Source organism: uncultured Amaricoccus sp., assembly GCF_937891315.1.
GTDB lineage: Bacteria > Pseudomonadota > Alphaproteobacteria > Rhodobacterales > Rhodobacteraceae > Amaricoccus.
Genome location: NZ_CALAGI010000072.1, coordinates 1 through 24,970, shown reverse-complemented (window position 1 = coordinate 24,970; position 24,970 = coordinate 1). Strand labels below are relative to the sequence as shown.

29 protein-coding genes are annotated in these 24,970 nt (G+C 66.9%); 7 read left to right on the top strand and 22 right to left on the bottom strand.

Going from position 1 to position 24,970, the window contains the following annotated elements:
* Positions 1-57 precede the first annotated feature (57 nt).
* From Q0480_RS06700 to Q0480_RS06685, 4 genes are all read left to right on the top strand, one after another.
* The gene (locus Q0480_RS06700) at positions 58-1,350 is read left to right on the top strand and encodes an extracellular solute-binding protein (RefSeq protein ID WP_299131620.1); all 1,293 of its coding nucleotides are present in this window, start codon (positions 58-60) and stop codon (positions 1,348-1,350) included.
* 118 nt (positions 1,351-1,468) lie between these two features.
* The gene (locus Q0480_RS06695) at positions 1,469-2,335 is read left to right on the top strand and encodes an ABC transporter permease (RefSeq protein ID WP_299131619.1); all 867 of its coding nucleotides are present in this window, start codon (positions 1,469-1,471) and stop codon (positions 2,333-2,335) included.
* A gap of 2 nt (positions 2,336-2,337) precedes the next feature.
* On the top strand, positions 2,338-3,180 hold the full coding sequence (locus Q0480_RS06690; RefSeq protein WP_299131618.1) for an ABC transporter permease: 843 nt from the start codon (positions 2,338-2,340) through the stop codon (positions 3,178-3,180).
* A gap of 5 nt (positions 3,181-3,185) precedes the next feature.
* Entirely contained in the window at positions 3,186-3,827 is a 642-nt protein-coding gene (locus tag Q0480_RS06685) for an aspartate/glutamate racemase family protein (RefSeq protein ID WP_299131617.1), read from the top strand.
* A gap of 46 nt (positions 3,828-3,873) precedes the next feature.
* Here the strand turns inward: Q0480_RS06685 and Q0480_RS06680 are convergent, their stop codons facing one another.
* On the bottom strand, positions 3,874-4,419 hold the full coding sequence (locus tag Q0480_RS06680; RefSeq protein WP_299131616.1) for a hypothetical protein: 546 nt from the start codon (positions 4,417-4,419) through the stop codon (positions 3,874-3,876).
* Positions 4,419-4,943, bottom strand: coding sequence for a hypothetical protein (locus tag Q0480_RS06675; protein ID WP_299131615.1), 525 nt, complete (start codon positions 4,941-4,943; stop codon positions 4,419-4,421). The genes Q0480_RS06680 and Q0480_RS06675 overlap by 1 nt, the downstream gene beginning before the upstream one ends.
* Before the next feature lie 120 nt (positions 4,944-5,063).
* On the opposite strand from Q0480_RS06675, the gene argB reads away from it, so the two are divergent.
* Positions 5,064-5,960, top strand: coding sequence for an acetylglutamate kinase (gene argB, locus Q0480_RS06670; RefSeq protein ID WP_299131614.1), 897 nt, complete (start codon positions 5,064-5,066; stop codon positions 5,958-5,960).
* Between the two features lie 68 nt (positions 5,961-6,028).
* Entirely contained in the window at positions 6,029-6,676 is a 648-nt protein-coding gene (locus tag Q0480_RS06665) for a ferredoxin (RefSeq protein WP_299131645.1), read from the top strand.
* Here Q0480_RS06665 and Q0480_RS06660 read toward each other — a convergent pair.
* A complete protein-coding gene (locus Q0480_RS06660) occupies positions 6,663-7,289 on the bottom strand; it encodes an FkbM family methyltransferase (RefSeq protein ID WP_299131613.1) in 627 nt (208 codons plus the stop codon). The genes Q0480_RS06665 and Q0480_RS06660 overlap by 14 nt on opposite strands.
* A 325-nt stretch (positions 7,290-7,614) precedes the next feature.
* On the opposite strand from Q0480_RS06660, the gene Q0480_RS06655 reads away from it, so the two are divergent.
* On the top strand, positions 7,615-8,109 hold the full coding sequence (locus tag Q0480_RS06655; protein WP_299131612.1) for a histidine phosphatase family protein: 495 nt from the start codon (positions 7,615-7,617) through the stop codon (positions 8,107-8,109).
* 112 nt (positions 8,110-8,221) lie between these two features.
* Here Q0480_RS06655 and Q0480_RS06650 read toward each other — a convergent pair whose 3' ends face one another.
* The 19 genes from Q0480_RS06650 to rplO all read right to left on the bottom strand — a co-directional run bounded on the left by Q0480_RS06650 (position 8,222) and on the right by rplO (position 24,727).
* Positions 8,222-9,028, bottom strand: coding sequence for an amino acid ABC transporter ATP-binding protein (locus Q0480_RS06650; protein WP_299131611.1), 807 nt, complete (start codon positions 9,026-9,028; stop codon positions 8,222-8,224).
* Positions 9,029-9,040: 12 nt separating this feature from the next.
* Positions 9,041-10,327 carry an amino acid ABC transporter permease gene (locus Q0480_RS06645; RefSeq protein WP_299131610.1) on the bottom strand — a complete coding sequence of 429 codons (1,287 nt, stop codon included), beginning with the start codon at positions 10,325-10,327 and terminating at the stop codon, positions 9,041-9,043.
* Position 10,328: 1 nt separating this feature from the next.
* Positions 10,329-11,546 carry an ABC transporter permease subunit gene (locus Q0480_RS06640; protein ID WP_299131609.1) on the bottom strand — a complete coding sequence of 406 codons (1,218 nt, stop codon included), beginning with the start codon at positions 11,544-11,546 and terminating at the stop codon, positions 10,329-10,331.
* A 102-nt stretch (positions 11,547-11,648) separates the two neighbouring features.
* Positions 11,649-12,665, bottom strand: coding sequence for an amino acid ABC transporter substrate-binding protein (locus Q0480_RS06635; RefSeq protein WP_299131608.1), 1,017 nt, complete (start codon positions 12,663-12,665; stop codon positions 11,649-11,651).
* Between the two features lie 206 nt (positions 12,666-12,871).
* Positions 12,872-13,597: an ATP12 family chaperone protein gene (locus Q0480_RS06630; protein WP_299131607.1), complete on the bottom strand. Its 726-nt coding sequence runs from the start codon at positions 13,595-13,597 to the stop codon at positions 12,872-12,874.
* Positions 13,594-14,274, bottom strand: coding sequence for an HAD-IA family hydrolase (locus Q0480_RS06625; protein WP_299131606.1), 681 nt, complete (start codon positions 14,272-14,274; stop codon positions 13,594-13,596). Before Q0480_RS06625 ends, Q0480_RS06630 begins: the two co-directional genes overlap by 4 nt.
* A gap of 25 nt (positions 14,275-14,299) precedes the next feature.
* The gene (locus Q0480_RS06620; RefSeq protein WP_299131605.1) at positions 14,300-15,340 is read right to left on the bottom strand and encodes an RluA family pseudouridine synthase; all 1,041 of its coding nucleotides are present in this window, start codon (positions 15,338-15,340) and stop codon (positions 14,300-14,302) included.
* The gene (crcB, locus tag Q0480_RS06615) at positions 15,337-15,720 is read right to left on the bottom strand and encodes a fluoride efflux transporter CrcB (RefSeq protein ID WP_299131604.1); all 384 of its coding nucleotides are present in this window, start codon (positions 15,718-15,720) and stop codon (positions 15,337-15,339) included. Before crcB ends, Q0480_RS06620 begins: the two co-directional genes overlap by 4 nt.
* A gap of 136 nt (positions 15,721-15,856) precedes the next feature.
* The gene (locus Q0480_RS06610) at positions 15,857-16,285 is read right to left on the bottom strand and encodes a BLUF domain-containing protein (RefSeq protein WP_299131603.1); all 429 of its coding nucleotides are present in this window, start codon (positions 16,283-16,285) and stop codon (positions 15,857-15,859) included.
* A gap of 183 nt (positions 16,286-16,468) precedes the next feature.
* Positions 16,469-16,825 carry a BLUF domain-containing protein gene (locus tag Q0480_RS06605; protein WP_299131602.1) on the bottom strand — a complete coding sequence of 119 codons (357 nt, stop codon included), beginning with the start codon at positions 16,823-16,825 and terminating at the stop codon, positions 16,469-16,471.
* Between the two features lie 76 nt (positions 16,826-16,901).
* A complete protein-coding gene (locus tag Q0480_RS06600; RefSeq protein WP_299131601.1) occupies positions 16,902-18,236 on the bottom strand; it encodes a replication-associated recombination protein A in 1,335 nt (444 codons plus the stop codon).
* 49 nt (positions 18,237-18,285) lie between these two features.
* Positions 18,286-19,305 (bottom strand): DUF1176 domain-containing protein, encoded by a 1,020-nt coding sequence (locus Q0480_RS06595; RefSeq protein ID WP_299131600.1) that lies wholly within the window; start codon positions 19,303-19,305, stop codon positions 18,286-18,288.
* 108 nt (positions 19,306-19,413) lie between these two features.
* Positions 19,414-19,830: a 50S ribosomal protein L17 gene (rplQ, locus tag Q0480_RS06590; protein WP_299131599.1), complete on the bottom strand. Its 417-nt coding sequence runs from the start codon at positions 19,828-19,830 to the stop codon at positions 19,414-19,416.
* Between the two features lie 173 nt (positions 19,831-20,003).
* Positions 20,004-21,020, bottom strand: a complete 1,017-nt coding sequence (locus Q0480_RS06585) for a DNA-directed RNA polymerase subunit alpha (RefSeq protein WP_299131644.1) — start codon at positions 21,018-21,020, stop codon at positions 20,004-20,006.
* A 118-nt stretch (positions 21,021-21,138) separates the two neighbouring features.
* On the bottom strand, positions 21,139-21,528 hold the full coding sequence (rpsK, locus tag Q0480_RS06580; protein ID WP_184150796.1) for a 30S ribosomal protein S11: 390 nt from the start codon (positions 21,526-21,528) through the stop codon (positions 21,139-21,141).
* A 12-nt stretch (positions 21,529-21,540) separates the two neighbouring features.
* A complete protein-coding gene (rpsM, locus tag Q0480_RS06575; protein WP_299131597.1) occupies positions 21,541-21,909 on the bottom strand; it encodes a 30S ribosomal protein S13 in 369 nt (122 codons plus the stop codon).
* A 224-nt stretch (positions 21,910-22,133) separates the two neighbouring features.
* Positions 22,134-22,781, bottom strand: a complete 648-nt coding sequence (locus Q0480_RS06570) for an adenylate kinase (RefSeq protein ID WP_299131595.1) — start codon at positions 22,779-22,781, stop codon at positions 22,134-22,136.
* Entirely contained in the window at positions 22,778-24,127 is a 1,350-nt protein-coding gene (gene secY, locus Q0480_RS06565; protein ID WP_299131594.1) for a preprotein translocase subunit SecY, read from the bottom strand. Before secY ends, Q0480_RS06570 begins: the two co-directional genes overlap by 4 nt.
* A gap of 114 nt (positions 24,128-24,241) precedes the next feature.
* The gene (gene rplO / locus Q0480_RS06560; protein ID WP_299131593.1) at positions 24,242-24,727 is read right to left on the bottom strand and encodes a 50S ribosomal protein L15; all 486 of its coding nucleotides are present in this window, start codon (positions 24,725-24,727) and stop codon (positions 24,242-24,244) included.
* Between the last annotated feature and the right edge of the window lie 243 nt (positions 24,728-24,970).

Below are 24,970 nucleotides of genomic sequence, written 5' to 3'. Positions count from 1 at the left end.
CCAAGAGCGAAGCGGGGCCGCGCGCGACCCCCATACTTCGAAGGAGAAACGCGAATGATGAAACTGCCCGAAACCGCCACGATCAGCGGCCCGAGCCGCCGCTCGGTGCTGAAGGGCGCCGCCGCGACCGCCGTGGCGGCCGCGGCCAACACGATCGGCGCGCCGATGATCTGGGCGCAGAACATCAAGGACGTGACGATCCGCCAGTTCGGCACCGGCGTGTCGAACCTGAACGACGTCGCGGTGAAGGTGAAGGAAGACCTCGGCTTCACGCTCGAGATGACCGCGCTCGATTCCGACAGCGTGACGCAGCGCGCGGCGACCCAGCCGAACAGCTTCGACATCGCCGACATCGAATACTGGATCTGCAAGAAGGTCTGGCCGACCGGCAACCTGCAGGCGATGGACACGACCAGGATCGCGAATTTCGACAAGATCTCGCCGATCTTTGTCACAGGCAAGCTGACGCCCGAGAGCGTGGTCGCGCAAGGCACCGCGCCGTCCAAGGTCGGTTTCGTCGAAAGCGAGGATTCCACGACCTTCGCCACCGAGCCGACGCAGTGGATGACCCTGATCCCGACGATCTACAACGCCGATACGCTCGGCATCCGTCCCGATCTGATCGGCCGGCCGATCGAGCACTGGAAGGAGCTCTTGAACCCCGAGTTCAAGGGCAAGGCGTCGATCCTCGACATTTCCTCGATCGGCATCATGGACATGGCCATGACCTGCGAGTCGATGGGCGAGATCACCTACGGCGACAAGGGCAACATGACCAAGGAGGAGATCGACAAGACCATCGCGATCTTCACCGAGGCCAAGAAGAACGGCCAGTTCCGCGCCTTCTGGAAAAGCTTCGACGAGAGCGTCAACCTGATGGCCTCCGGCGAAGTGGTGATCCAGTCGATGTGGTCCCCGGCGATCACCGCCGTCAAATCCCGCGGCATTCCCTGCGTCTACCAGCCGCTGAAGGAAGGCTATCGCTCCTGGGGCGGCGGCCTCGGCCTCTCCAAGTCGCTGAGCGGCATCGAGCTCGACGCGGCCTATGAATACATCAACTGGTATCTCTCCGGCTGGGTCGGCGGCTACCTTATGCGCCAAGGCTATTACTCGGCCGTGCCCTCGACCTCCAAGGAATTCATGTCCGAGAACGAGTGGGGCTACTGGTATGAGGGCAAGCCCGCCACCGGCGATATCGTCAGCCCGACCGGCGACAAGCTCGCCACGACCGGCGACGTGCGCGACGGCGGCTCCTACGACGAGCGGATGGGCGCGGTCGCCTGCTGGAACTCGGTGATGGACGAGAACCAGTACATGGTCCGCAAGTGGAACGAGTTCATCGCCTCCTGATCCGGGGCGGACCGTAGGGCGGACCCCGGTCCGCCCTTTTGCAACGAACTGGCGGCGCGAAACGGCGGACCGAGGTCCGCCCTGCGCCGCCGACGTCCCCCGAAAGGTCCGGTGATCCATGCAGGCATCCGAAAAGAGATCCGACACGCTGACCGGCTGGCTGCTGGCCAGTCCTTTGGCGCTGATCCTGGTCTTCTTCCTGATCCTGCCGATCCTCATGATCTTCATGGTCAGCTTCTGGGGCGCGACCGAATTCTCGATCTATCCGGCCTTCCAGTTCGACAACTACCAGTTCCTGTTCGGCTCGCCCGTCACCTATCAGGTGTTCGCCAAGACCTTCATGTACGCCGGGCTGACCTGGTTCTTCACGCTGGCCATCGGCTTTACCATCGCCTATTTCATGGCGTTCCATATCCATACCCAGACTTGGCAGACGGCGCTGTTCCTGCTCTGCACCATCCCGTTCTGGACCTCGAACATCATCCGCATGATCTCCTGGATCCCGTTCCTTGGGCGCAACGGCATCGCCAATTCGACACTGCTCAGCCTCGGCCTGATCGACTCACCGGTCGAATGGCTGCTGTTCTCGGACTTCTCGGTCGTGCTCGCCTTCGTGCATCTCTACACGCTCTTCATGGTAGTGCCGATCTTCAACACCATGACCCGCATCGACAAATCGCTGATCGAGGCGGCGCGCGACAATGGCGCCAGCGGGTTCCAGATCCTGACCAACGTCATCATCCCGCTGACCAAGCCGGGGATCATGATCGGCTCGATCTTCGTCGTGACGCTGGTAATGGGCGATTTCGTCACCGTGCGCATCATGTCGGGCTCGCAATCGGCCAATGTCGGCCGGCTGATCTCGAATGACATCGGCCTCCTGCAATATCCTTCGGCCGCCGCGACCGCCGTCGTCCTGCTCGTCACCGTGCTGATGGTGATCGGCATCATGCTGCGCTTCGTCAATATCCGGCAGGAGCTCTGAGAATGCACGAGAAACGCCCGGGCTCCTTCTACGTGCTGGCCGCCTTCTTCATCGTCTTCATGCTGTTTCTCTACGGCCCGACCATTACCATCGGCATCCTGAGCTTCCAGGGACCACAGGGCGGACTTACCTTCCCGATGCGGGGTGTTTCCACCCACTGGTTCCACCAGCTGTTCCAGCAACAGTCCGTCGGCGACATCTGGGGCGCCTTCCGCCGCTCGGTGGCGCTCGGGCTGATGGTGATGGTCACGACCGTGGTGATCTCGGTGATGGGCGGCCTCGCCTTCCGCAAGCGCTTCGCCGGATCGGGGTCGCTGTTCTATCTCATCATCGCCAGCCTGATCATTCCCTCGATCCTCGTCTCGCTCGGCGTCGGCCTCATCTTCAGCCAGCTCGGATGGGACGTGCATTGGGCGACCAGCGGCTTCGGCGCGCAGCTGACCTGGACCCTGCCCTTCGGCCTGCTGATCATGTTTGCGATCTTCAACCGCTTCAATCCGGCCTATGAGGAAGCCGCGCGCGACCAGGGCGCGAGCGCGTGGCAGACCCTGCGCCATGTGGTGATCCCGATCATCGCCCCGAGCCTGATCGGCGTGGCGCTTTTCGGCTTCACCCTCTCCTACGACGAATTCGCCCGCACGCTCCTGACCTCGGGCAGCCACAATACCCTGCCGCTCGAGATCTACGGCATGACGACCAATGTCACTTCCCCGGTCCTGTTCGCGCTCGGCACCCTGACCACGGTCTTTTCCTTCGCGATCATCGCGATCTTCGTCGCCTTCGCCGTCGCGGCGCAGCGCCGGCGCTCGAAGCTCGCTTCCGACGCCGGCAAGGCCACGCTCTGAGCCGAATGCGCATCCTCTACATCAATCCCAACAGCACGGCGGCGATGACCGCGACCATCGCCGCCGCCGCCCGCGCGGTGGCCGCGCCCGATGTCGAGATCGTCGCGCGCACCAACCGCCAAGGCCCCCCCGCGATCCAGGGACCGGAGGACGGCGCCGCCGCGCTGCCTGGCCTCATCGAGGAGGTGCGCGCGGCCGGGAACGACGTCGCGGCAATCGTCATCGCCTGTTTCGACGACACCGGCCTCGACGAGGCGCGGGCCGTCGCGACCTGCCCGGTGATCGGCATCGGCGAGGCCGCCTTCCACGCCGCCGCCCTGCTCGGCCGGCCCTATGGCGTGGTGACCACGCTGTCGGTCTCCGTGCCGGTGATCGCGGCCAATCTCGCGCGCTACGGCGTCGCCGGCTGCGTCGGGGTGCGGGCAAGCGAGGTGCCGGTGCTCGACGTCGCCGCCGCCGAGGCGCGGATCTCCGAGACGATCACGGTTGCTCTGGCCGAGGACGGGGCCGAGGGGATCGTGCTCGGCTGCGCCGGCATGGCCGACCTGCCGGAGCGCCTCGCCCGCGCGCATGGCGTGCCCGTCATCGACGGCGTCGCCGCCGCCTGCGGCCTCGCCCGCATGCTCGCGACGCTCCGATCCCGGTGAACCGCGCCCCCGTTGGGCGGACATCTGTCCGCCCCTGTCCGCCCCCTCACCAGGGCCAGAAGCGGAAGGCCTTGGTCGGATAGGGCGCGATGAAACCCGCCCGTTCGGCGGTGGCGATCGCCTCGGCCATCGCGCCTTCCGAAACGAAGGGGCCGATATAGAAGCGCGTGCCCAGCCCCTCGGCGCCGATCGCCCGCGTGCCATAGCCGAGACCGCGGAAGAAGACCGTCGCGCGCGTCACATCCGTCAGGCTGGTCACGACGCCGACGCTGACCGCCGTCGGCGGGATCGTCGCGCCGCTGTCGATCGGTGCGCGGTAGCCGAGCGTCGCGCCCAACTGCTCCAGCCCGTTCAGATCATCCGTCGAGGTGACGCAACCGGCGAGCATCAGCCGCTGCGCCTGCCGGCTGACCATCGGCGACTGGATATAGCGGTCGGAACTGGCGCTGTAGCTGTCCGGCTGGAAGGCGTTCACGACATAGTCGTAATACTCGAACAAAGCGACGCATTGCGCGCGGCCGACCTCCGGCTGGGGAAGGGCGCAGCCGGCCAGCGCCGCGACAAGGCTCAGCGGGGCGAGGAACGCGCGCATCAGATCGCCGCCGGATAGGGGTAGGCAAAGCCCGCCTGGATCGCCAGCGTCCGCGCCGCCTCGAGCTGACCGGCCGTGGCGAAGGGGCCGACATAGATCCGGCGGCCGAGATACGCCGCGCCGACGCTGCGCACGCCAAGACCCTGCCGTTCGAAAAAGGCGCGCGCCCGCGCGTCGTCCTCGGTCGAGGTCACGATACCGGCATGGATATAGATCGGCCGGATCGCGGGCCCCGACGGCGTCCGCGCCTTGGCGCCGGCGGCTTCGGGGATCGCGTCCAGTCCGGCGAGGGCGCGGGCAAAGGTCAGGCAATTGCCCATGCGGACCTGGCGCGCCGCGTTCATGACGGGCGCCGGCGCCTGCCGGTTGCCGCGCGTGTTGTTCCCGAATTGCTGGACGGTGGTATCGTAGAGATTGAACCACATCGGACATCGCGGATTGTCGAGCGACTGGGCGCCCGCGGCCCCCGCCGAAATGGCAAGCGCCGCCAGCGTGGCCATGAGACGGAGTTTCGCGGCGGGCATCGCGGCCTTCTCCTTGCTCCCTGTTGGCAAACTATGTATGCCGCCGTCGGTTCCTCCGCAACGGGAGACCACCACGCGAGATCGCGCGGGGACGCGGCCTGACAGAGGAGAAGCGGCGGCATGGAACGGTCGAACGCCCATACCCGCGACTGGATCGCCACCGCCCGCACGCTGAGCGAGGCGCTGCCATTCCTGCAGCGTTACGACGGCGCCACCATCGTCATCAAGCTTGGCGGCCATGCCATGGGCAGCGACGAGGCGATGGACGAGTTCGCCCGCGACGTGGTGCTGATGAAACAGTGCAACGTCAATCCGGTGGTGGTCCACGGCGGCGGACCGATGATCAACGACATGCTGAAGCGGCTCGACATCAAGTCGGAATTCGTCGAAGGCAAGCGGGTCAGCGACGCCGCCACCGTGGAGGTGGTCGAGATGGTGCTGTCCGGCCGGATCAACAAGCGCATCGTCCAGGCGATCAACGCCCAGGGCGGCAAGGCGGTCGGCCTCTCCGGCAAGGATGCGAGCCTGATGATCTGCGAGAAGGATCTGGCGACCGTCACCCGCGACGGGCGCCGGATCGAGGTCGATCTCGGCTTTGTTGGCCGGCCGGTCGAGATGAATCCCGAGGTGCTGCGCAGCTTCCTCGGTTCGGACTTCATCCCGGTCGTCGCACCGCTCGGCATGGGGCGGCATGGCGAGACCTACAATGTCAACGGCGACACCGCCGCCGGCGCGATCGCCGCGGCGATGAAGGCGGACCGTCTGCTGCTGCTGACCGACGTCCCGGGCGTCAAGGACGAGCGTGGGGAATTGCGCACGCAACTGACCCCGACCGACGTGTCGCGGTTGACCGAGGAAGGCGTGATCGCCGGCGGGATGATCCCCAAGACCCAAACCGCGCTCGATGCGATCGGCGGCGGGGTGCGGGCGGTGGTCATCCTCGACGGCCGCGCGCCGCACGCGGTTCTGCTCGAGCTGTTCACCGCCCATGGCGCCGGCACGCTGATCAAGGCGTGACCGAGCGCGCGCACGCGTCGCCCGGCGCCGCCGAGATCACGGCGGCGGTCGGTGCGCGCGGGCTCGCGGTGCTCGGCGGCTTTCATCCCGGGCCGGCGGACGGCGCGCCCGAGACCTGCGGTACGTTGCTGCTGCTCGGGCCGGGGCCCGACTTCTGGCCGATCTTCGCCGACAGCCCGGAACGGCGCGACGGCGGCGCCGATCCGCTCGACCGCTGGTCCGCGCGGGTCGTGGGCGGCCTCGCCCGCGAGTTCGGGGCACAGGCGCTCTTTCCGTTCGGCGGGCCGCCATTTCAGCCGTTCCTCGCCTGGGCGCGGCGGAGCGGGCGGGCTTGGCCGTCGCCGGTGGGGATGCTGGTGCATGCGGAAGCCGGGCTGTTCGTATCCTACCGGGCAGCGCTGGCCTTTGGAGACCGGTTCGCCGTCGACGACCCGGCCGTGATGCCCTGTCCCGGATGCGCCGCGCCCTGTCTCTCGGCCTGCCCCGTCGGCGCGCTGACCGGCGCGGGCTACGATGTTCCCCGGTGCCATGCCCATCTCGACACGCCGGCCGGCGCCGAATGCCTCGGCGGCGGCTGTCTCGTGCGCCGCGCCTGCCCCGTCGGCCCCGGACAGCCCGCCGCGCAGTCGGCCTTTCACATGGCCGCGTTCCACAAGCCATTGGCGGGACGACGCGCTGTGCACATTTCCCAGCGCGGCCCGGTCAGGTCGCCTTGAATATGAAATTGTATATGCCGAGCTGCGCGCAACGCTGGGCTATGGCGGTCGCATCGCCTTCGTCCTCCACCGGCCGCAAGGCGTCCTCCGCCAGATAGTATCCGCGGTACCCAAGCGGACGGAGGTACGCCAGGATCGAATCGACCGCCCCCGCGCGGTGGCGCTCCTCGGCCTCTATGATCAGGTTCGGCTTGTCCCTCGCCAGCAGGCGCGCCGCGCCGCGCAGCACCGCCAGTTCATGCCCCTCCACATCGATCTTGATCAGGCCGACCGAATCCAGCGCATAGCTGTCCAGCCTGCGCTTCGCGACGACCAAATCGCGCACCACAAGCTCGGCCAGCGTGTTCTCCGCTTCGATCGTGGCGCAACCGAGCAAAGGGGCATCGAGCGGGACACGCAGCACCGCTTCACCCTCCGTGTCGGACAAAGCAACGCGCTCCACGCGAACGCGATCCCTGAACGCCGCGACCAGGCCGTCCGCGTAGTCAGGCTGCGGCTCGAACGCCACCACGCCAGCGGAAAAGCGGGCAAGGTGCCAAGTATAGGTCCCGTCGTTGGCACCGATATCGATGGACAGCCGGTGGCGCTGGCAGAGAGCGGGCAGCAGGCGCAATTCCGGCTCGCCCCAGCGCCAGGCCGAAGTGGCGCGCTTCGCCGCCCTCAGCCGGGGCGGAAGTCTTCGGACGACATGGGAGCGCAATTGGTCAAGTCTCATCATCGGGCGGGTCCGCCTCACTTGCCCGTCGCCTCGGCGGCGGGACGCGTCCGCCGATCCTGACACCAAACAGCGCGGGGCCAATTCGTCTTTTCGGACAAACTCTGTCGCTGGTTCGGTCACCGGGACTCGTCCCGCGACGAAGGCCGCTCGCGGCGGCGCGCGGGAATTCCGCCGCGGCGCCGCGCTTTCTTCCGCCCAATATCCATGACAGACAGGCAATATGAAACGGCTGATCCTCATGCGCCATGCCAAGTCCAGCTGGGCCGACGCCGGCCAGGCGGATATCGATCGCCCGCTGAACGGTCGGGGCCGGCGCAATGCCGCGGCGATCGGCGGCTGGCTGAGGGACCAGGGCTACCGACCCGACGAAGCGCTGGTTTCCAGCGCGACGCGTACGCGCGAGACCTGGTTCGAGATCGCGGCGGTGCTCGGCCAGGGACCGGCGCGGTTTCTGCCCGAATTGTACGAGGCCGACCCCGAGCGGATGCTCGGCGTCTTGCGCGAGGCCCACGGCGCCGGAGTCCTGATGATCGGGCACCAGCCGGGCATCGGATCGCTGGCGCGCCGCCTGCTCGCCGACGTGCCGGATGATCCGGAGTTCGCCCACTATCCCACCGCCGCCACGGCGGTGATCGATTTCGATGTGGAGGATTGGGGCGCGGTAGCCTGGAACGCCGGACGCCTCGTCGCCTTCGTGGTGCCGCGCGCGCTCTGAAGGACGGGCGGGTGGGGCGAATCGCCCGACCCGTGAAGCGGGTCTGTTGCATCCGCCTTCGTATCAAGACTTGTCGGCCCGCTCACGTTGAGCAGGCCAACGGGATCCTGGATCAGTGGCCGAGGATCTGGCTGAGGAACAGCTTCGTCCGCTCGTTTTGCGGGTTGTTGAAGAATTCCTTCGGCTCGTTCTGCTCGACGATCTGGCCCTGGTCCATGAAGATCACCCGGTTCGCCACCGCCTGGGCGAAGCCCATCTCGTGGGTGACGCAGAGCATGGTCATCCCCTCCTCGGCGAGCTCGATCATCGTGTCGAGCACCTCCTTGATCATCTCGGGGTCGAGGGCGGAGGTCGGCTCGTCAAAGAGCATGATCTTCGGCTTCATGCAGAGCGAGCGGGCGATCGCCACGCGCTGCTGCTGACCGCCGGAGAGCTGGCCCGGATACTTGTTCGCCTGCTCCGGGATGCGGACCTTGCGCAGGAAATGCATGGCCGTCTCCTCGGCCTCCTTCTTCGGGGTCTTGCGGACCCAGATCGGCGCGAGGGTGCAGTTCTCGAGGATGGTCAGGTGCGGGAACAGGTTGAAATGCTGGAACACCATGCCGACCTCGGAGCGCACCTTGTCGATGTTCTTCAGGTCGGAGGTCAGTTCGACGCCATCGACGACGATCTTGCCCTTCTGGTGCTCCTCCAGCCGGTTGATGCAGCGGATCAGCGTCGACTTGCCGGAACCCGACGGGCCGGCGATGACGATCCGCTCGCCGCGCCTCACGGTCAGGTTCACGTCGCGCAGGACATGGAACTGGCCGTACCATTTGTTCATGCCGACGATCTCGACCGCGACCTGATCGGAAACCTTGAGCTTGTCCGTCCGGACCGGTTCCAGCTCGGAGGCGTTGACGGGATGGGCTTCGGGCATTTCAGCGCCTCCTCAGCGGTGATCGGTGCGGAGCTTGCGCTCGAGATACTGGGAATATTTCGACATGCCGAAGCAGCAGAGAAAGAACATCAGCGCGACGAACCCGTAGAGCTCCCAGATGATGCCCTGCCAGTTCTGGTCGGCGCGGATGGCGCCGGTCAGGGCGATCGGGTCCAGGAGACCGATGATCGCCACCAGAGTCGTGTCCTTGAACAGGCCGATGAAGTTGTTGACGATGCCGGGGATCGAGATCTTCAGCGCCTGCGGCATGATGATCAGCCGCATCGCCTTCCAGTAGTCGAGGCCGAGCGCGTCCGCCGCCTCGTACTGGCCGCGCGGCAGGGCGGCGAGCCCGCCGCGGATGGTCTCGGCCATGTAGGCGGAGGCGAACAATGTGACCATGATGATCACGCGCAGGACGATGTCGAAATTGGTGCCCGGCGGCATGAAGATATTGAGCAGGAACGAGGCGACGAGCAGCAGGGTGATCAGCGGCACGCCCCGGATGAACTCGATGAAGCCGACGGAGAGCGCCTTGACCAGCATCATGTCCGACCGTCGCCCCAGCGCCAGCAGGACGCCGAGCGGCAGCGAGAAGGAGATTCCGGTGACGCCGATGATCAGGGAAAGCATGAAGCCGCCCAGACTCTTGGAACCGACCGGCGTCAGGAACAGCAGATCGCCGGCGCCGCGGCTCAGCGGCCCGGCGACATAGCCCCACCAGATCAGCGCCGCGATCACCGCGACCAGCGGCGCGATGGCGCGACCGGCCAGCAGGCGATAGGCGAGGTAGCCGACGCCGAAGCCCGCGTAGACCGCGATCGGCAGCATCAGCGACCCGCCCCAGAGCAGCCAGAAGGCGATGCCGGGGAAGGCGATCGAGAACCAGAGCAGCTTGCGCGGCACGGCGGTATAGAGCACCGGCGCGAGGGCGAGCAGCATCAGGAAGAAGGCGAGTGTCGGGCGCCAGTACAGCGGCTTGGGGTAGAAGCCGAACAGGAACTGCTGCCAGCGCTCCCTGATGACGGCGAAACAGGCGCCGGTCGCCCCCTCGCCCCAGGTCTCGGTGATGATCTGGCGGCATTCGCTGAGCGAGGACGCGTTCCAGACCGCATGGGCGAACCAGGGCCAGAGGTGGGTGAGCAGCGCGTAGACGATATAGGCGGCGACGAGCGTCAGGATCGCGTTGAGCCAGGTCGAGAACAGGTTCTCGCGCAGCCAGCGGATCAATCCGACCTGACTCGCCGGCGCTTCCTCGGGCGCGAGCATGGTCTGGCGGACATAGAGGGTCTCGGCCATCTCAACGCTCCTTCAGCGAAACGCGGGAATTGTAGAAGTTCATCCCCGTGGAGATCGCGAGGCAGATCACCAGATAGAACCCCATCAGCAGCAGCATGCATTCCAGCTCGCGCCCGGTCTGGTTCATGGTGATGCCGCCAAGCGTGGCGCGCACGTCCATGTAGCCGACGGCGATGGCGAGCGAGGAGTTCTTGGTAAGATTGAGATACTGCGAGATCAGCGGCGGAATGATGACGCGCAGCGCCTGAGGCAGTACGACGAGGCTCATGATCCGACCCGAGCGCAGCCCGAGCGCCCCGGCCGCCTCGCTCTGGCCGCGCGAGACGGAATTGATGCCGGCGCGGACGTTCTCGGCGATGAACGAGCCGGTATAGAGCGAGAGCGCCAGCCACAGGGCGATGAACGCCTTGTCGACGAAGCCGCCGCCCTGAAAATTGAACCGCTGCAGGAACGGGAAATCGAGGGTGATCGAGCCGCCCATGACGAAATCGACGAGGATCGCCGGCAGGAAGAAGATCGCGAGCTTGATCCAGAAGGTGGGCAGGATCTGGCCCGTCGCCTCCTGCCGCGCGCGGGCGTAGCGGCCGAACATTGCGATGCCGATGAGCGAGCCGAGGAAGGTCAGCGCCACCACCTGCCAGCCGGCGCCGAATACCGGCCAGGGCATGTAGACGCCACGATTGGTTACTGCCAGCGAATCCCAGAGCCACATGGAGGCGGTGGCGTTGTCGCCGCGGAAGGCGGCGGGAGACGGCGCGATCTCGGTCAGCACCGCCATGATGGCGATGATCCAGAGCAGCACCGGCACGTTGCGGAAGCTCTCGACATAGACCGAGGCAAGGCGGGCGACGAGCCAGTTGTTGGACAGGCGCAGCACGCCCATGACGACGCCGATGATCGTCGCGGCGAGGCAGCCGAAAAACGCGATCAGCAGCGTGTTGAGGATGCCAACGATGGCGGCCCGGCCATGGGTGCTGTCGTTGGTATAGGGGATAAGCGCCTGGTTGATGTCATAGCCGGCGCGGGTGCCGAGGAAGCTGAAATCGAAGGTCTTGCCGAGCGCGGCGAGGTTCTGGATCGTGTTGTTTACCAGCCAGGCGGCGCCGAGCATGAAACAGAGCAGAGCGACGGCCTGGATCGTCAGGGAACGGTATCGCGTGTCATAGAGCAGCATGCTCAGGCGAAACCGCTCGTTGGTCGGCATGTCCAGACTGGTCATCGTCTCTTGCTCTCCTTCGCGCGGGGCATCCGGCCGTAGCCCCCCGGCGTTGGCGCGGGGGAGATGGAGGCGCCGGGCGCGAGGCCCGGCACCCGGAAGCGACTACCGGAACGGCGGCGCGTACTGGAGGCCGCCCTCGTACCACTGGGCATTGAGGCCGCGGGCGATGTTGCTCGGCGTGCCTTCGCCGATATTGGCGGCGAAGATCTCGCCATAGTTGCCATTGGCGGCGATGGCGCGCTTGGCCCATTCCTTGTCGAGGCCGATCAGCTTGCCGAGATCGCCCTCGGAGCCGAGCAGGCGCTTCACTTCCGGATTCTGCGAGGTGGTCGCCATCTCCTCGATATTGGCCTTCGTCACGCCGTATTCCTCGGCGGCGACCAGCGCGAACAGGGTCCAGCGCACGATGTCGCCCCACTGGTTGTCGCCATGGCGCACCACCGGGCCGAGCGGCTCCTTCGAGATGATCTCGGGGAGGATCATGTAGTCATCCGGCGCGGAATAGGCGGCGCGGGCGGCGGCGAGGCCGGAAGCGTCGGTGGTATAGGCGTCGCAGGCGCCGGCCTGGAACTGCTGGCTCGCCTCGGCCTCGGTCTGGATCGGCACCGGCTGGTAGGTCATGCCATTCGCCTTGAAGAAGTCGGCGAGGTTGAGCTCGGTCGTGGTGCCGGTCTGGATGCAGACCGTGGCTCCGTCGAGATCCTTGGCGGAGGTGACGCCGAGAGCCTTCTTCACCATGAAGCCCTGGCCGTCGTAGTAGTTCACGGCGACGAAATCGAGCTTGAGGTCGGTGTCGCGGGTGAAGGTCCAGGTGGAATTGCGCACAAGGACGTCGATTTCACCCGAGGCGAGCGCGGTGAAGCGAGTCTCGCCGGTGGTGGGAATGAACTCGATCTTGTCCTGATCGCCCAGGATGGCCGCGGCGAGCGCGCGGCAGACCGAGGTGTCGAAGCCCTTCCAGTAGCCGTTGGCGTCCGGCGCGGCGAAGCCGGCGAGACCAGTATTGGTGCCGCATTTCAGCGTCCCGCGCGCCTTCACGTCGGCGAGGGTCGCAGCCGACGCGGCGCCAGCGCCGAGTGCCAGCGCGAGCGCCGTTCCGAGGATCTGAAAATTTCGCATGATACCCTTTTGTTTTGCTGAAGCCCCCCCGACGTCGTCGGGACATCGGTCACCGACCGCTCCCGAAGGAACGGCTCTTTACGAAACGTTCAACTTCGCGTTCGAAAGGTCAAGGAAAAGGCAGCGATCGTCGCGGTTGAACCAGATTTTGCTCGAATCTTAATCGCCCCGCCGGGCAAATGCCCGCTACGGAGGTCGAAGACCACTCAGTGGGCCGATTCGCCGCGCCGCAACAATCGGAGCAGCGTTTCGGCCTGGGCGAAGGCGAGCGACTTCACCGCCGCCGCCTCTTCCGCCTCGTCGTCCGCGCCCCACAACTCGGCCTGCCAGAGCTCATCGAGGCGCGACAGGCCCCAGGCCGCCGCCGCGTCGATCGCCCCGCGCGCGACGGCGAGACCGAGGACAAGCGAGCCGGAGAGGGTCACGAGTTCATGCAGCGCGGTCAGTTCCAGCGCATCGTGGCGCGCGACCTCGCGGCGCAGCGCCGCGAGGCTGGCCGGGGGTTGTGGCTGGTGAATGATGCCGCCGACGACGGTCAGGGGAGCATCGAGCTCCGCGGCCGCCCAGGCGAGCCAGGGGTCCCAGGCCGCGTCCTGCTGGCGGCGGAGATCTTCCGGTTCCTCGGCGCGGTAGCAGAGCAGGTCCGATTCGCCATAGGCCGCGATGGCGTCGATCACCAACTCGCGCTCGCGGGCGACGCGGTCCAGCGCGGTATTGGCCGCGCGGGTGAAGGGCATGAGCTCGGGCGCGATCCGGTCGGTCACGGCGTCCCATTCCGCGGCGATGGCCCGCGCCAACGCGGCGGAGGCGACGATCAGCTCCAGCTTCGCGGGGGTGCGCAACGGCCGACCGTCGAGCAGGACGGCGTGGCCGGCGGGCGTCTCGGCGACGCTGACCACGGTCCAGACCCGGCCGCGCGGCGTCCAGCTCATCGGTGCGCCCCAAGTTCCGCCAGCGCGGTGTCGAGCTCGGCGAAATCCTCGATGACCCGGTCCGCGCCGGCCGCGGCGAGTCGTTCGCGCGGGTGATAGCCCCACGCGACGCCGACGGTGGCGAAGCCCGCCGCCTTGCCCATCGCCATGTCGAACTCCGTGTCGCCGACCATCACCGCGCGCGCCGGCCCGACGCCGGTCTCGCTCAGCGCCTGGTGGAGCATCGCGGGATGCGGCTTGGACGGATGACCGTCCGCCGTCTGCAGGGTGACGAAATAGCCGCCGAGATCGTGCATGGCCAGCACATGATCGAGGCCGCGTCGGGCCTTGCCGGTGGCGACCCCCAGCAGGAGCCCCGGGTCGGCGGCGAGCCGGTCGAGCGCGGCCCGCGCCCCGGGATAGAGCGGCGCGATCTCCTCGCCCGCCTCGCGCCGGACGACAAAGCTTTCGCGATAGTGGTCGGCGAGGCGCGCGGTCTCCGCCGCCGGCAGGTGCGGCGCGAGCGCGGTCATCGCCTCGGGAAGCGACAGGCCGACGATGGCGAGGATCTCCGCCCGTTCGGGCATCGGATGGCCGGCCTGGTCGAAGGCGCGCGTCATCGCCGCCAGGATCAGGTGCTGGCTGTCGATCAGCGTGCCGTCCATGTCGAAGACGACGAGGCGGGGGTCCGGGTTCATTTCCTCGATCCTCGATTTCCGGGGCTCATTCGAAATCCTCGAACGGATCATCCGGCACATCCTCGGGCCGCCAGCCGAACAGATCCCATGTGCGCTTCATGTGTTCCGGCAGCGGCGCGGTCAGCACGAGGCGCGCGCCGCTGACGGGATGGGTGATCGCGAGCCGGCGGGCGTGCAGATGCAGCTTGCGGCTGACCCCGCCGCCGAGTTGGGCGCCCCAGCCCTCTCCGGTATTTTCCTGGGCATTGCCGCCGTACTTGCCATCGCCGACGATCGGATGGCCGATCGCGGCCATATGCGCGCGAAGCTGGTGGGTGCGGCCGGTGATCGGCGCCAGCGCGGCCCAGGCGGCGCGGTTGCCGGCCGCTTCCAGCACGCGATAGTCGGTGGTCGCGCGTTTCGCGCCCTCGGTCGCGGCGATCCGGTCGGGCGGGACGACCAGCATCTTCTCACCCTCCCCGCCCGCCCCATGTCCCGGCGCCTTGACGAGACCGTAACGGATGGTGCCGGCCTTCGGCGAGGGCGCGCCGGCGACCACGGCCCAGTAGATCTTGCGGGCGTCGCGTGACTGGAAGGCGCGGGCGAGCCCGGCGGCGGCGCGGCCGCTCCGCGCGAGCAGCAGGATGCCGGAGGTGTCGCGGTCGAGCCGGTGGACGAGGCGCGGCTTGTCCTCCCTCTCGAAGCGCAGCGCCTCGGCGAGACCATCGACGTGGCGCGTCTGGCCGGAGCCGCCCTGTACCGCGAGGCCGGGCGGCTTGTTGAGCGCGATGACATCGGCGTCGCGGTAGAGGACGGCGGCGCGGATCATCGCGGCGTCGGCCTCCGAGACGAAGGCCTCGCGCGGGGTGGCCGGCGCGGGGCCGGGCATGGGTGGCAGGCGCACGACCTGCCCCGGCTCCAGCTTGGTCGAGGCGCGGACCCGGCCGCCGTCCACCCTGATGTCGCCCTTGCGGCAAAGCCGTTCGACCAGCGACTGCGGCAGGTCGGGGTAAAGGCGGCGCAGCCAGCGGTCGAGCCGCTGCTCGGCCGCGTCCGCCTCGACCGTCACCTGGCGCACGCCGCTCATGGCGTGATCCAGCGCGCGAGGCCGAGGCCCGCCACCAGGGCCGCGAGGCCGATCCCGACCGACCCCCCGACATAGGCGGCCGCCGCCGCCAGCGCGCCCCGGTCGATGAGCTGGAAGGTCTCGAGCGAGAAAGCCGAGAAGGTCGTGAAGCCGCCGAGCACGCCTGGCACCACGAAGGGTGCTACGCGGCGGAGCGCGGGGTCGGACGAACCGAGCAGCAGCGCGGCGGCGAGGCCGATGCCGAAGCAGCCGACGACGTTCACAAGGAACGTGCCCCATGGAAAGCCGGGGCCGACGAACCGCGTGACGGCGTTGACGAGCAGGTAGCGCGCCGAGGCGCCGATCGCTCCGCCGAGCGCAATCTGAAGCAGGACGGGCACGGCGCCTCGCAACCCCCTTTGGTTTGTCGCGTCTCAAAGGCCCCGGGGCGGACGCGTTGTCAAGGGCGCGACGGCGCGGCGGGTATGCCCGGGAATCAAGCGCCTGGAATCAAACACCGATCGGCGCCGGAAATGCTCAGGGAGCGGAGGCGCCGAGTGTCTGCGAGGCCGCGGGCACGGCGGCGAAGACGCGAAGGCCGGGCAACATGTGAAGATTGCCGACCGGCGCGAAAGCTTCCATGTCGGAAACGGCGGAAAAGCCGGTGTCGGACCAGGCGGGGAACTGCCGGGCCGGAATCGCGCGAAAGCTGCGAATCGCGATCGCCGCGTGGCGCGAATCAGTCATGATGCGCGACGCGAGGGCGAGCACAACCTCTCCGGGTCCTTCGATCACCTGCGAGAAGGCGCCGTCCTCGAACGAGAAAGTACCCGTGATCGCCATTCGCGTGTTGAACAGCCGCGCCTGATGCGCGAGCCGCAACAGCGCGGCGACCGGCATGCGGGCCGCCGCCCGCGACGAGAACGCGAATTCGACAAGCTGGCCGGAACCGTTTCTATTGTGCATGTGCGATCACCCTGGGGATTGCGCTCAATCAACCGAAGCGACAGCGCGAGTCAAGGGTCTCCGTCACAAAGTGATCACATTGCGATCATAACGACACAGATTCGCATACGACCGATCCCCACAATTACTCTATGATAATCAGTGTGATGTGGAAATTTTTGGCGTTCGCGGGCGGATCCTGACTCAAGGAAGCCGCGTGGCCAGGGTACGAATAAACTCGTCTTGCGACTGAAGATGCGCGAGGCCGGGACCGGGGCGGGGCACGGCCGCGAAGGTCCAGTTGGCAAAGCGCCGCTCGGTGATGGTTCGCTCGCGCAATATGTTGATTTCGCGGTGTCTGTCGTCGGTGATGATCACCTCCATCCGGCGCAGGACGTCGCGCTCCGGCCCCTCCAGGATGGAATGGAAGTACTCGCCGCGGTAGAGCAGCAGGCCGGTGATGCCGCGGGCGTTGTTATGATGGCTCGCTCGCTCGACGATCGAATCGAGATCGACCGTGCTCAGCAGCCGCGCCGCGACGCTGACGAAGATCAGCTGCACCTCGGGTGCTTTGCGCGGGCTCCTGGCGATACCGGCACCTCATTCGCAAGCGCGATCCGCGCAGGAGGAGGCGAGTCTACTCCGCCTCTGATTGATTCAATCTAACGCGCTCTTCGGCCAAAGAAACCATCCTTTTGCGCAGATCCCGCTCGGCCCCGAATTCGGTGGGCGCATAGAAGCTCACCCGCCCCATGCTTTCGGGAAAATAGTCCCGGCCGGAGAAGGCGTTCGGCGTGTCGTGGTCATAGACATAGCCCGCGCCGAAGCCTTCCTCCTTCATCCAGCGGGTCGGCGCGTTGAGGATATGTTTCGGCGGCGCCAGCGATCCGGTGCGCTCCGCCGCCCGCGCCGCATCGCCGAAGGCGACATAGGCCGCGTTCGATTTCGGCGCCAGCGCGAGATAGATCACCGCCTGGGCGAGGGCGAGCTCGCCCTCGGGCGAGCCGAGCCGCTCGTAGGTCGCCCAGGCGTCGAGGCACAGCCGCTGGGCCATCGGATCGGCGAGGCCGATATCCTCGATCGACATGCGGGTGATCCGCCGGGCAAGGAACCGCGGATCCTCGCCGCCCTTGAGCATGCGGGCGAACCAGTAGAGCGCGGCGTCCGGGTCCGAACCGCGCACCGACTTGTGGAGCGCGGAAATCAGATTGTAGTGACCGTCGCCCGACTTGTCGAACAGCGCCGCCCGCCGGCTCAGCCGTGCCGAAAGGGCGGCCGCGTCGAGCGTCGCGGTCTCCGGCGCGATCTGCTCGATGAGATTGAGCAGCGCGCGTCCATCGCCGTCGGCCATCTCGATGAGCTGGGTCCGCGCCTCGGCCGTCAACGGCAAGGACCGGCCGAGCATCGCCTCGGCCCGCTCCGTCAGCAGATCAAGCATCTCGGGCCCGAGCCGGCGCAGCGTCAGTACGCGCGCGCGTGAGAGCAGCGCGGCGTTGAGTTCGAAGGACGGATTCTCGGTGGTCGCGCCGACGAGAACGATGGTGCCGTCCTCCATCAGCGGCAGGAAGGCGTCCTGCTGCGCCTTGTTGAACCGGTGGATCTCGTCGACGAAGAGCAACGTGCCCCGGCCGTTCTGGCGGCGCAGGCGCGCGGCGTCGAAAATCTTGCGCAGGTCGGCGACGCCGGTGAAGATCGCGCTGATCTGGACGAAGGCGAGGTCGGTCGCGTCGGCGAGCAGTCGCGCGATGGTGGTCTTGCCGACGCCGGGCGGTCCCCAGAAGACGATGGATCCGAGGTTGCCGTCCGCCAGCATATGACCGAGCGGTCCCTCCGCGCCGAGCACATGCTCCTGACCCACCACCTCGGCGAGCCTGGCGGGCCGCAGCCGGTCGGCGAGAGGTCTCGGCGCCGGCGCCGCTTCCCGCTTCGGGCGCGGGTCGCTGGCGGGGATATTGTCGAAAAGGTCGGCCATGGAAGGCATATAGAGGGTTCGGTCCCGGGGTGATAGGGCGCCGCGCGTCTCAGGGCGTCGTGGTCTGCCAGAGCACCGGCCAGGTTTCCACCAGCACACCGGCGCAGCTCTCGAATTCCCGGTAGCGGAGCAGCGCGAAACGTTCGCCAGTCCAGCCCCAGTCGCTCTGGTCGCCACAATCGCCGACGCCGCGCCCGAGGTTGAGCGCGTCGAGACCGAGCCCGTCGGCGTCGAGCGCGGGCGAGGTCAGCACGGCGGGATCGTCGACGACCCGCCCCGGCGGGATGAAGGCGGCGGGCCGGACACCGGCCGCGTCGACCAGCCAGAACCGGAAGGCGGTGTTATAGGCGGCGGCGATCTCGCATTGCCCCCAGAGCGTCGCGCCAGCGCCAAGGTCGAAAGCGAGCGGACCGATTTCCGCACAGCTCGGATCGCCGGAGGTGGCGAGCCCGGGCGGCGGCGGCGGAACCGGGTCGATTTCCGTCATCCGCCGGCGCGCGACCGGCGGCGCGACGGGTGGCGGCGGAACGAGCAGGGCGTCGCCGGCACCCGGCCGGAGCAGCGCGGTGACGGTGCCCACCCTGCCCTGCCGGTCGTCGAGATAGAGAAGCGCGGCCGAGGCGCCGCTGAGCGACAGGCTCACCGGCTCGCTGGTCCGGCCGCCATCGACCACGGTCAGAACGAGCCGGGCGCCGGTCGCCAGAGCCCGGATCAGCCCGTCGATATCCTCGGGCGGGACCTCGGCGGTCAGGTATGGATAACCGCCTTCGACCGGATAGGACCGGGGACCAAAACCGCCCGGGATCTCCACCCGCATTTCCGGCGCCGTCATCCCGTCGGGCGCCGTGGCGAAAAGCGAGACGGTGGCGGCGGCGTCCGGCCCGGCCATCCGCCGCAGGAGGAGATAGCCGTCCGTGCCCTCGTCCGCTCGCAGGCCATAGGCGGCGCAGAAGTCGGTATTGTCGCAGCCGACCGCCCAGTCGCGGAACGTCACGACCTGACCCACCGCCGGATCGCCCGCGGCGGGGGTGGCGAGGAGGAGAAAGCCGAGCGCGGCGGTGCGAAACATCTCCCTGCCCCCCTCGATCGTTCAGGGCGCGAGGCTAGGCCAACGCCCGGGCAAAGAAAAGCCGGCCCCGCGCGGGGACCGGCCGGGTCGAGCGTCGTACGCTGACTATCAGGCGGCGGCTTCCTCGGCCGCGAGGCGGGCCTTGTCGCCGGCGCCCTTGGCGGCCGGGTCGCGATCGACCAGTTCGATGATCGCCATCGGTGCCATGTCGCCATAGCGGAAGCCGGCCTTCAGCAGACGCGAATAGCCACCGCTCCGCTCCTTGTAGCGGGCGCCGAGCGTGTCGAACAGCTTGGCGACGGCGGCGTCCTGCTTCAGCTGCGCGGCGGCGAGCCGGCGGGCATGCAGGTCGCCCTTCTTGCCGAGGGTGATGAGCTTGTCGATGATCCGCTTCAGCTCCTTGGCCTTGGGCAGCGTGGTCTTGATCTGCTCATGCTCGATCAGGCTGGCGGACATGTTGGCGAACATCGCCTTGCGATGCTCGTGGGTGCGGTTCAGCTTGCGATAGCCGTGGCCGTGGCGCATGGAAATTCTCCTGACGTGTGTTTTGCTTTGTCCGGCCGCCCTGCGTCTGGCGGCACTCCTTGGGGCGGAATTGCCCGGGGTTGGCGCCGCATGGCGGACAAATGTCCGCCCTACGGGTTTCGCCGGCGCGAAGGGTTGCGCCGGCGGAGGGCGGACCTCGGTCCGCCGATCTCTCAGAACTGGTCTTCGTACTTCTTGGCCAGATCCTCGATATTCTCCGGCGGCCAGTCGACAATCTCCATCCCGAGATGCAGGCCCATGGTGGTCAGGACCTCCTTGATCTCGTTCAGCGACTTGCGACCGAAGTTCGGGGTGCGGAGCATTTCCGCCTCGGTCTTCTGGATCAGGTCGCCGATATAGACGATATTGTCGTTCTTCAGGCAGTTCGCCGAACGGACCGACAGCTCCAGCTCGTCGACCTTCTTCAGAAGAAGCGGGTTGAACTCGAGATCGTCGGCGTCGTCCAGCCGGGTGCCGGAGCTCGGCTCCTCGAAATTGACGAAGACCGAGAGCTGGTCCTGCAGGATGCGGGCGGCGTAGGCGATCGCATCCTCGGGCTTCACCGAACCGTCGGTCTCGATATTGAGAGTCAGCTTGTCATAGTCGAGCACCTGGCCCTCGCGGGTCGGCTCGACCTTGTAGCTCACCTTCTTGATCGGCGAGAACAAGGCATCGACCGAGATCAGGCCGATCGGCGCGTCCTCGGGACGATTCTTGTCGGCCGGGACGTAGGATTTGCCCTGCTCGACGATCAGCTCCATGAACAGCGAGGCGCCGTCGTCGAGATGACAGACGACATGGTCGCGGTTCAGGATCTCGATGCCGTTGGTGGTCGCGATGTCACCGGCGGTGACGACGCCAGGACCGGTCGCGCGGATCTCGAGGCGCTTCGGCCCCTCGACTTCCATCTTGACCGCCACGCCTTTGAGGTTCAGCACGATGTCCGTCACGTCCTCGCGGACGCCGGCCACCGACGAAAACTCATGCAGCACGCCGTCGATCTGCACCGAGGTGATCGCCGCGCCTTGAAGGGACGAGAGCAGGACCCGGCGCAGCGCGTTGCCCAGAGTGAGGCCAAACCCACGCTCCAGCGGCTCCGCGACGGCCGTGGCCATGCGGTGCGGATCGGCGCCGGCCTTGATCTCAAGGGCGGTCGGCCGGATCAGTTCCTGCCAGTTCTTGTGGATCATCATCGCGTGGGTCCTCCATTCCTGTTCGCCGGCCGGATCCGTGGCCTTCGAACGCCCGAGGGTAATGCAAACGCGGCCGCCCGCCCCGGTGGGCAGGCGGCCGAAACTTCGATGATCGTCAGACGCGGCGGCGCTTCGGCGGACGGCAGCCGTTGTGGGCGATCGGCGTCACGTCGCGGATCGCGGTGATCTGGAAGCCGACGGCCGACAGGGCGCGCAGCGCGCTCTCGCGGCCCGAACCCGGCCCCTGCACTTCGACCTCGAGGGTGCGCACGCCATGCTCCTGCGCCTTCTTGCCGGCGTCCTCGGCGGCCATCTGGGCGGCGTAGGGTGTCGACTTGCGCGACCCCTTGAAGCCCATGGTGCCGGCGGACGACCAGGCGATCGCATTGCCCTGGGCATCGGCGATCAGGATCTTCGTGTTGTTGAAGCTGGCGTTGACGTGGCAGACGCCGGTCGAGATGTTCTTGCGTTCCTTGCGCTTCACGCGCGCCTTCTCGCGAGCCATGATCCGGCCTCCTTACTTCTTCTTGCCGGCGATGGCCTTCGCGGGGCCCTTGCGCGTGCGTGCGTTGGTGTGGGTCCGCTGACCGCGCACCGGGAGACCGCGGCGATGCCGCAGGCCGCGATAGCAGCCGAGATCCATCAGCCGCTTGATGTTCATCGAGGTTTCGCGCCGCAGGTCGCCCTCGACGGACAAGTTGGCGTCGATATATTCGCGGATGCGCAGCACCTCGGCGTCGGTCAGATCGTTCACGCGGCGGCTGTCGGCGATACCGAGCGCCTCGCACATCTGCTTCGCGGTCGAGTTGCCGATACCGGTGATGTAGGTGAGCGCGATCTGCACCCTCTTGTTCGTCGGAATGTTAACGCCAGCTATGCGCGCCAAGTCTCTGCTCCGTTCATCCGTGCGGGCCTATCGCCCTGCCCCCGTCCAAAAGCCATAGCCCGCCGTTCCCGCCGGCGGGCTTCGATACCCATGTCCCTGGGCCCAAGCATCCCGCGCTCCCCGCGAGGTGAAAAGTGGGGAGCGACTCCCTTTCGAGAGAGCGCGGAGTATAGAAATCCCTAACTCCGCGTCAAGGGCGGAAAGCCGCCGGTGTCACTCGGATGTCACAAGCCGAGCGCACCCCGGATATCGTCCGCAATCGTGTCGATCTCACCGAGACCGTCGACGGACTTCAATCGGCCCTTGGCATGATAGTAGCCGATGAGCGGCGCGGTTCCGCGATAATAGGCCATCAGCCGCACCCGGACCGTCTCGGCGTTGTCGTCGGCGCGGCGGACGAATTCGGTCGAGCCGCATTTGTCGCAGACGCCGGTCTTCGACGTCGGCTTCGCGGTATCGTGGTAGACCTCGCCGCATTTGGCGCAGGTGAAGCGGCCGGAGATGCGCGCGACCAGTGCCTCGTCATCGACCCGCATCTCGACCACCGCGTCGAGATTCTTGCCCTTGGCCGCCAGCAGATCCTCGAGCGCGTCGGCCTGAGCCAGCGTCCTCGGGAACCCGTCGAAGATCAGGCCCTGCTTGCCGGCTTCGCCGTCGAGCTGCTCGGCGATCAGGCCGATGACGATGTCGTCGGTCACGAGATCGCCACGCGCCATCACTTCGGCGACCTTCTTGCCCATCTCGGTGCCGGAGCTCTTGGCGGCGCGCAGCATGTCGCCCGTCGACAGCTGGACCATCCCCTGGCCCTCGACCAGGATCCGGGCCTGCGTTCCCTTGCCCGCTCCCGGCGGCCCTATCAGAATGATATTCATCGTCTCGGTTTCCCCCGTCCCTTGCCGCGTAAACGCGACTTTTCGATCAGTCCTTCGTATTGATGCGCGAGCATGTGGGACTGAACCTGTGTGATGGTATCCATCGTAACCGACACGACGATCAAGAGGGAAGTGCCCCCGAAGTAGAATGGCAGCGAAAAGCGCGAAATCAGCACTTCGGGCAGCAGGCAGACCGCCGCGAGATAGGCCGCGCCGATCACCAGGATCCGGGTTACGACGTAGTCGAGATATTCGATGGTCTTCTGGCCCGGACGGATGCCCGGGATGAAGCCACCCTGCTTTTTCAGATTGTCCGCCACGTCATCCGACTTGAAGGCAACGTTCGCGGTGTAGAAGTAGGTGAAAAAGACGATGAGAGCGCCGAAGAAGATGAGATAGAGCGGCTGACCGTGGCCCATATAGGCTGCGACGTAGCTCATCCATCCGGTGCCGCCCGTCTGCCCGGAGAAGGTGGTGATGGTCGCCGGCAGCAGCAGGAGCGACGAGGCGAAGATCGCCGGAATGACGCCCGCCGGATTGACCTTGATCGGCAGATTCGAGCTCTCGCCGCCATAGATCTTCATCCCGACCTGGCGCTTGGGATACTGGATGTGGATCTTGCGCAGCGCGCGTTCCATGAAGACCACGAAGGCGACCACGGCGACGGCCATGATCATCACGCCGACGATCACGATCGGGCTCAGCGTACCGGCGCGGCCTTGCGTGAAGAATCGGGCCAGCGCCTCGGGAAACTGGGCGACGATGCCGACAAAGATGATGAGGCTGATGCCGTTGCCGATGCCGCGCGCGGTGATCTGCTCGCCGAGCCACATCAGGAACATGGTGCCGCCGACCAGCGTGATCACCACGCTGACCCGGAAGAACCAGCCGGGATCGGTGGCGAGCCCCTGGGATTCGAGGCCGATCGCCAGGCCGTAAGCCTGGAAGGTGGCCAGAAACACGGTGCCGTAGCGCGTGTACTGGTTGATCTTCTTGCGACCCGCCTCGCCCTCCTTCTTCAGGGCGGCGAGCGAGGGCACCATCGAGGTCAGCAACTGGACGATGATCGAGGCCGAGATATAGGGCATGATCCCCAGCGAGAAGATCGCCATGCGTGCAACCGCGCCGCCGGTGAACATGTTCAGCATGCCGCCGATGCCGGCGCTCTGCTGGGTGAAGAACGCCTGCAGCTTGGATGCGTCGATGCCGGGAACCGGTATATAGGTGCCGATGCGATAGACGATCAGCAAGCCGATCGCGAAGAGGATCCGGTTCTGCAGATCCTTGGCCTTGCCGAAGGTGCCCCAACTGAGGTTGGAGGCCATCTGTTCCGCCGCCGATGCCATTCAAGGCCCCTCCAATGACGGCGCCGCCGGACCCGTTTCCGGGGACCCAGCGGCGCGAAAACAGCACTGACTTACGCAGCCGGCAACCCGGCCACAAGCCCGATTCCGCGACCCCTATTCGGAAGCGGCTTCGGCCTTGGCCGGAGTGGTCACCGTGACGGTTCCGCCGGCGGCCTCGATCGCCGCGATCGCCGCCGCCGAGGCGCCGGTCACTGCGAGATCGATCTTGGCGGTGATGGCGCCCTTGGCGAGCAGGCGCACGCCGTCGAGCCGGCGCCGCACGAGGCCGCTCGCCACCAGGGTCTCCTCGGTGACCGGGGCGGCGAGGTCGATCTTGCCGGCGTCGATGAATTTCTGCAGCAGGCCCAGATTGATGACGGCGAAATGCTTCGCATTGATATTGTGGAAGCCGCGCTTCGGCAGCCGCATGTAGAGCGGCATCTGGCCGCCTTCGTAGGCATTGATCGCCACGCCCGAGCGCGACTTCTGGCCCTTGATACCCCGGCCGCCGGTCTTGCCCTTGCCCGAGCCGGGTCCGCGGGCGATGCGCTTGCGGGATTTGGTGGCGCCTTCGTTGTCGGCGAGTTCGTGCAGCTTCATGTCGCTCTCCTGGAGCCGGACGCGCCCCGTCAGCGACGGAATGGAGCGGCCACGGCGTTCGTGATCTCTGTCCCGGGATGGGAGACCGGGGCGATACACCGTTCCCCGCGCGGTTTCAAGAGCCGCGGTCTGGCCGCGAAGGCCAATCGCGCGGTCGCGAAGGTTGGCGCGCGGATCGAGATCGGTCGGCTCTAGAGCAATGTCCAACCGGACGGAATCGTCCGGTGGTTAAGACATTGCGCA

Bases quoted from the DNA above. Each gene is read 5' to 3' on its own strand.
- Q0480_RS06700 (WP_299131620.1), top strand. From the start codon at position 58: ATGAAACTGCCCGAAACCGCCACGATCAGCGGCCCGAGCCGCCGCTCG.
- Q0480_RS06695 (WP_299131619.1), top strand. From the start codon at position 1,469: ATGCAGGCATCCGAAAAGAGATCCGACACGCTGACCGGCTGGCTGCTG.
- Q0480_RS06690 (WP_299131618.1), top strand. From the start codon at position 2,338: ATGCACGAGAAACGCCCGGGCTCCTTCTACGTGCTGGCCGCCTTCTTC.
- Q0480_RS06685 (WP_299131617.1), top strand. From the start codon at position 3,186: ATGCGCATCCTCTACATCAATCCCAACAGCACGGCGGCGATGACCGCG.
- Q0480_RS06680 (WP_299131616.1), bottom strand. From the start codon at position 4,419: ATGCGCGCGTTCCTCGCCCCGCTGAGCCTTGTCGCGGCGCTGGCCGGC.
- Q0480_RS06675 (WP_299131615.1), bottom strand. From the start codon at position 4,943: ATGCCCGCCGCGAAACTCCGTCTCATGGCCACGCTGGCGGCGCTTGCC.
- argB (WP_299131614.1), top strand. From the start codon at position 5,064: ATGGAACGGTCGAACGCCCATACCCGCGACTGGATCGCCACCGCCCGC.
- Q0480_RS06655 (WP_299131612.1), top strand. From the start codon at position 7,615: ATGAAACGGCTGATCCTCATGCGCCATGCCAAGTCCAGCTGGGCCGAC.
- Q0480_RS06650 (WP_299131611.1), bottom strand. From the start codon at position 9,028: ATGCCCGAAGCCCATCCCGTCAACGCCTCCGAGCTGGAACCGGTCCGG.
- Q0480_RS06645 (WP_299131610.1), bottom strand. From the start codon at position 10,327: ATGGCCGAGACCCTCTATGTCCGCCAGACCATGCTCGCGCCCGAGGAA.
- Q0480_RS06640 (WP_299131609.1), bottom strand. From the start codon at position 11,546: ATGACCAGTCTGGACATGCCGACCAACGAGCGGTTTCGCCTGAGCATG.
- Q0480_RS06635 (WP_299131608.1), bottom strand. From the start codon at position 12,665: ATGCGAAATTTTCAGATCCTCGGAACGGCGCTCGCGCTGGCACTCGGC.
- Q0480_RS06630 (WP_299131607.1), bottom strand. From the start codon at position 13,597: ATGAGCTGGACGCCGCGCGGCCGGGTCTGGACCGTGGTCAGCGTCGCC.
- Q0480_RS06625 (WP_299131606.1), bottom strand. From the start codon at position 14,274: ATGAACCCGGACCCCCGCCTCGTCGTCTTCGACATGGACGGCACGCTG.
- Q0480_RS06620 (WP_299131605.1), bottom strand. From the start codon at position 15,340: ATGAGCGGCGTGCGCCAGGTGACGGTCGAGGCGGACGCGGCCGAGCAG.
- Q0480_RS06610 (WP_299131603.1), bottom strand. From the start codon at position 16,285: ATGCACAATAGAAACGGTTCCGGCCAGCTTGTCGAATTCGCGTTCTCG.
- Q0480_RS06600 (WP_299131601.1), bottom strand. From the start codon at position 18,236: ATGGCCGACCTTTTCGACAATATCCCCGCCAGCGACCCGCGCCCGAAG.
- Q0480_RS06595 (WP_299131600.1), bottom strand. From the start codon at position 19,305: ATGTTTCGCACCGCCGCGCTCGGCTTTCTCCTCCTCGCCACCCCCGCC.
- rplQ (WP_299131599.1), bottom strand. From the start codon at position 19,830: ATGCGCCACGGCCACGGCTATCGCAAGCTGAACCGCACCCACGAGCAT.
- Q0480_RS06585 (WP_299131644.1), bottom strand. From the start codon at position 21,020: ATGATCCACAAGAACTGGCAGGAACTGATCCGGCCGACCGCCCTTGAG.
- rpsK (WP_184150796.1), bottom strand. From the start codon at position 21,528: ATGGCTCGCGAGAAGGCGCGCGTGAAGCGCAAGGAACGCAAGAACATC.
- Q0480_RS06570 (WP_299131595.1), bottom strand. From the start codon at position 22,781: ATGAATATCATTCTGATAGGGCCGCCGGGAGCGGGCAAGGGAACGCAG.
- secY (WP_299131594.1), bottom strand. From the start codon at position 24,127: ATGGCATCGGCGGCGGAACAGATGGCCTCCAACCTCAGTTGGGGCACC.
- rplO (WP_299131593.1), bottom strand. From the start codon at position 24,727: ATGAAGCTGCACGAACTCGCCGACAACGAAGGCGCCACCAAATCCCGC.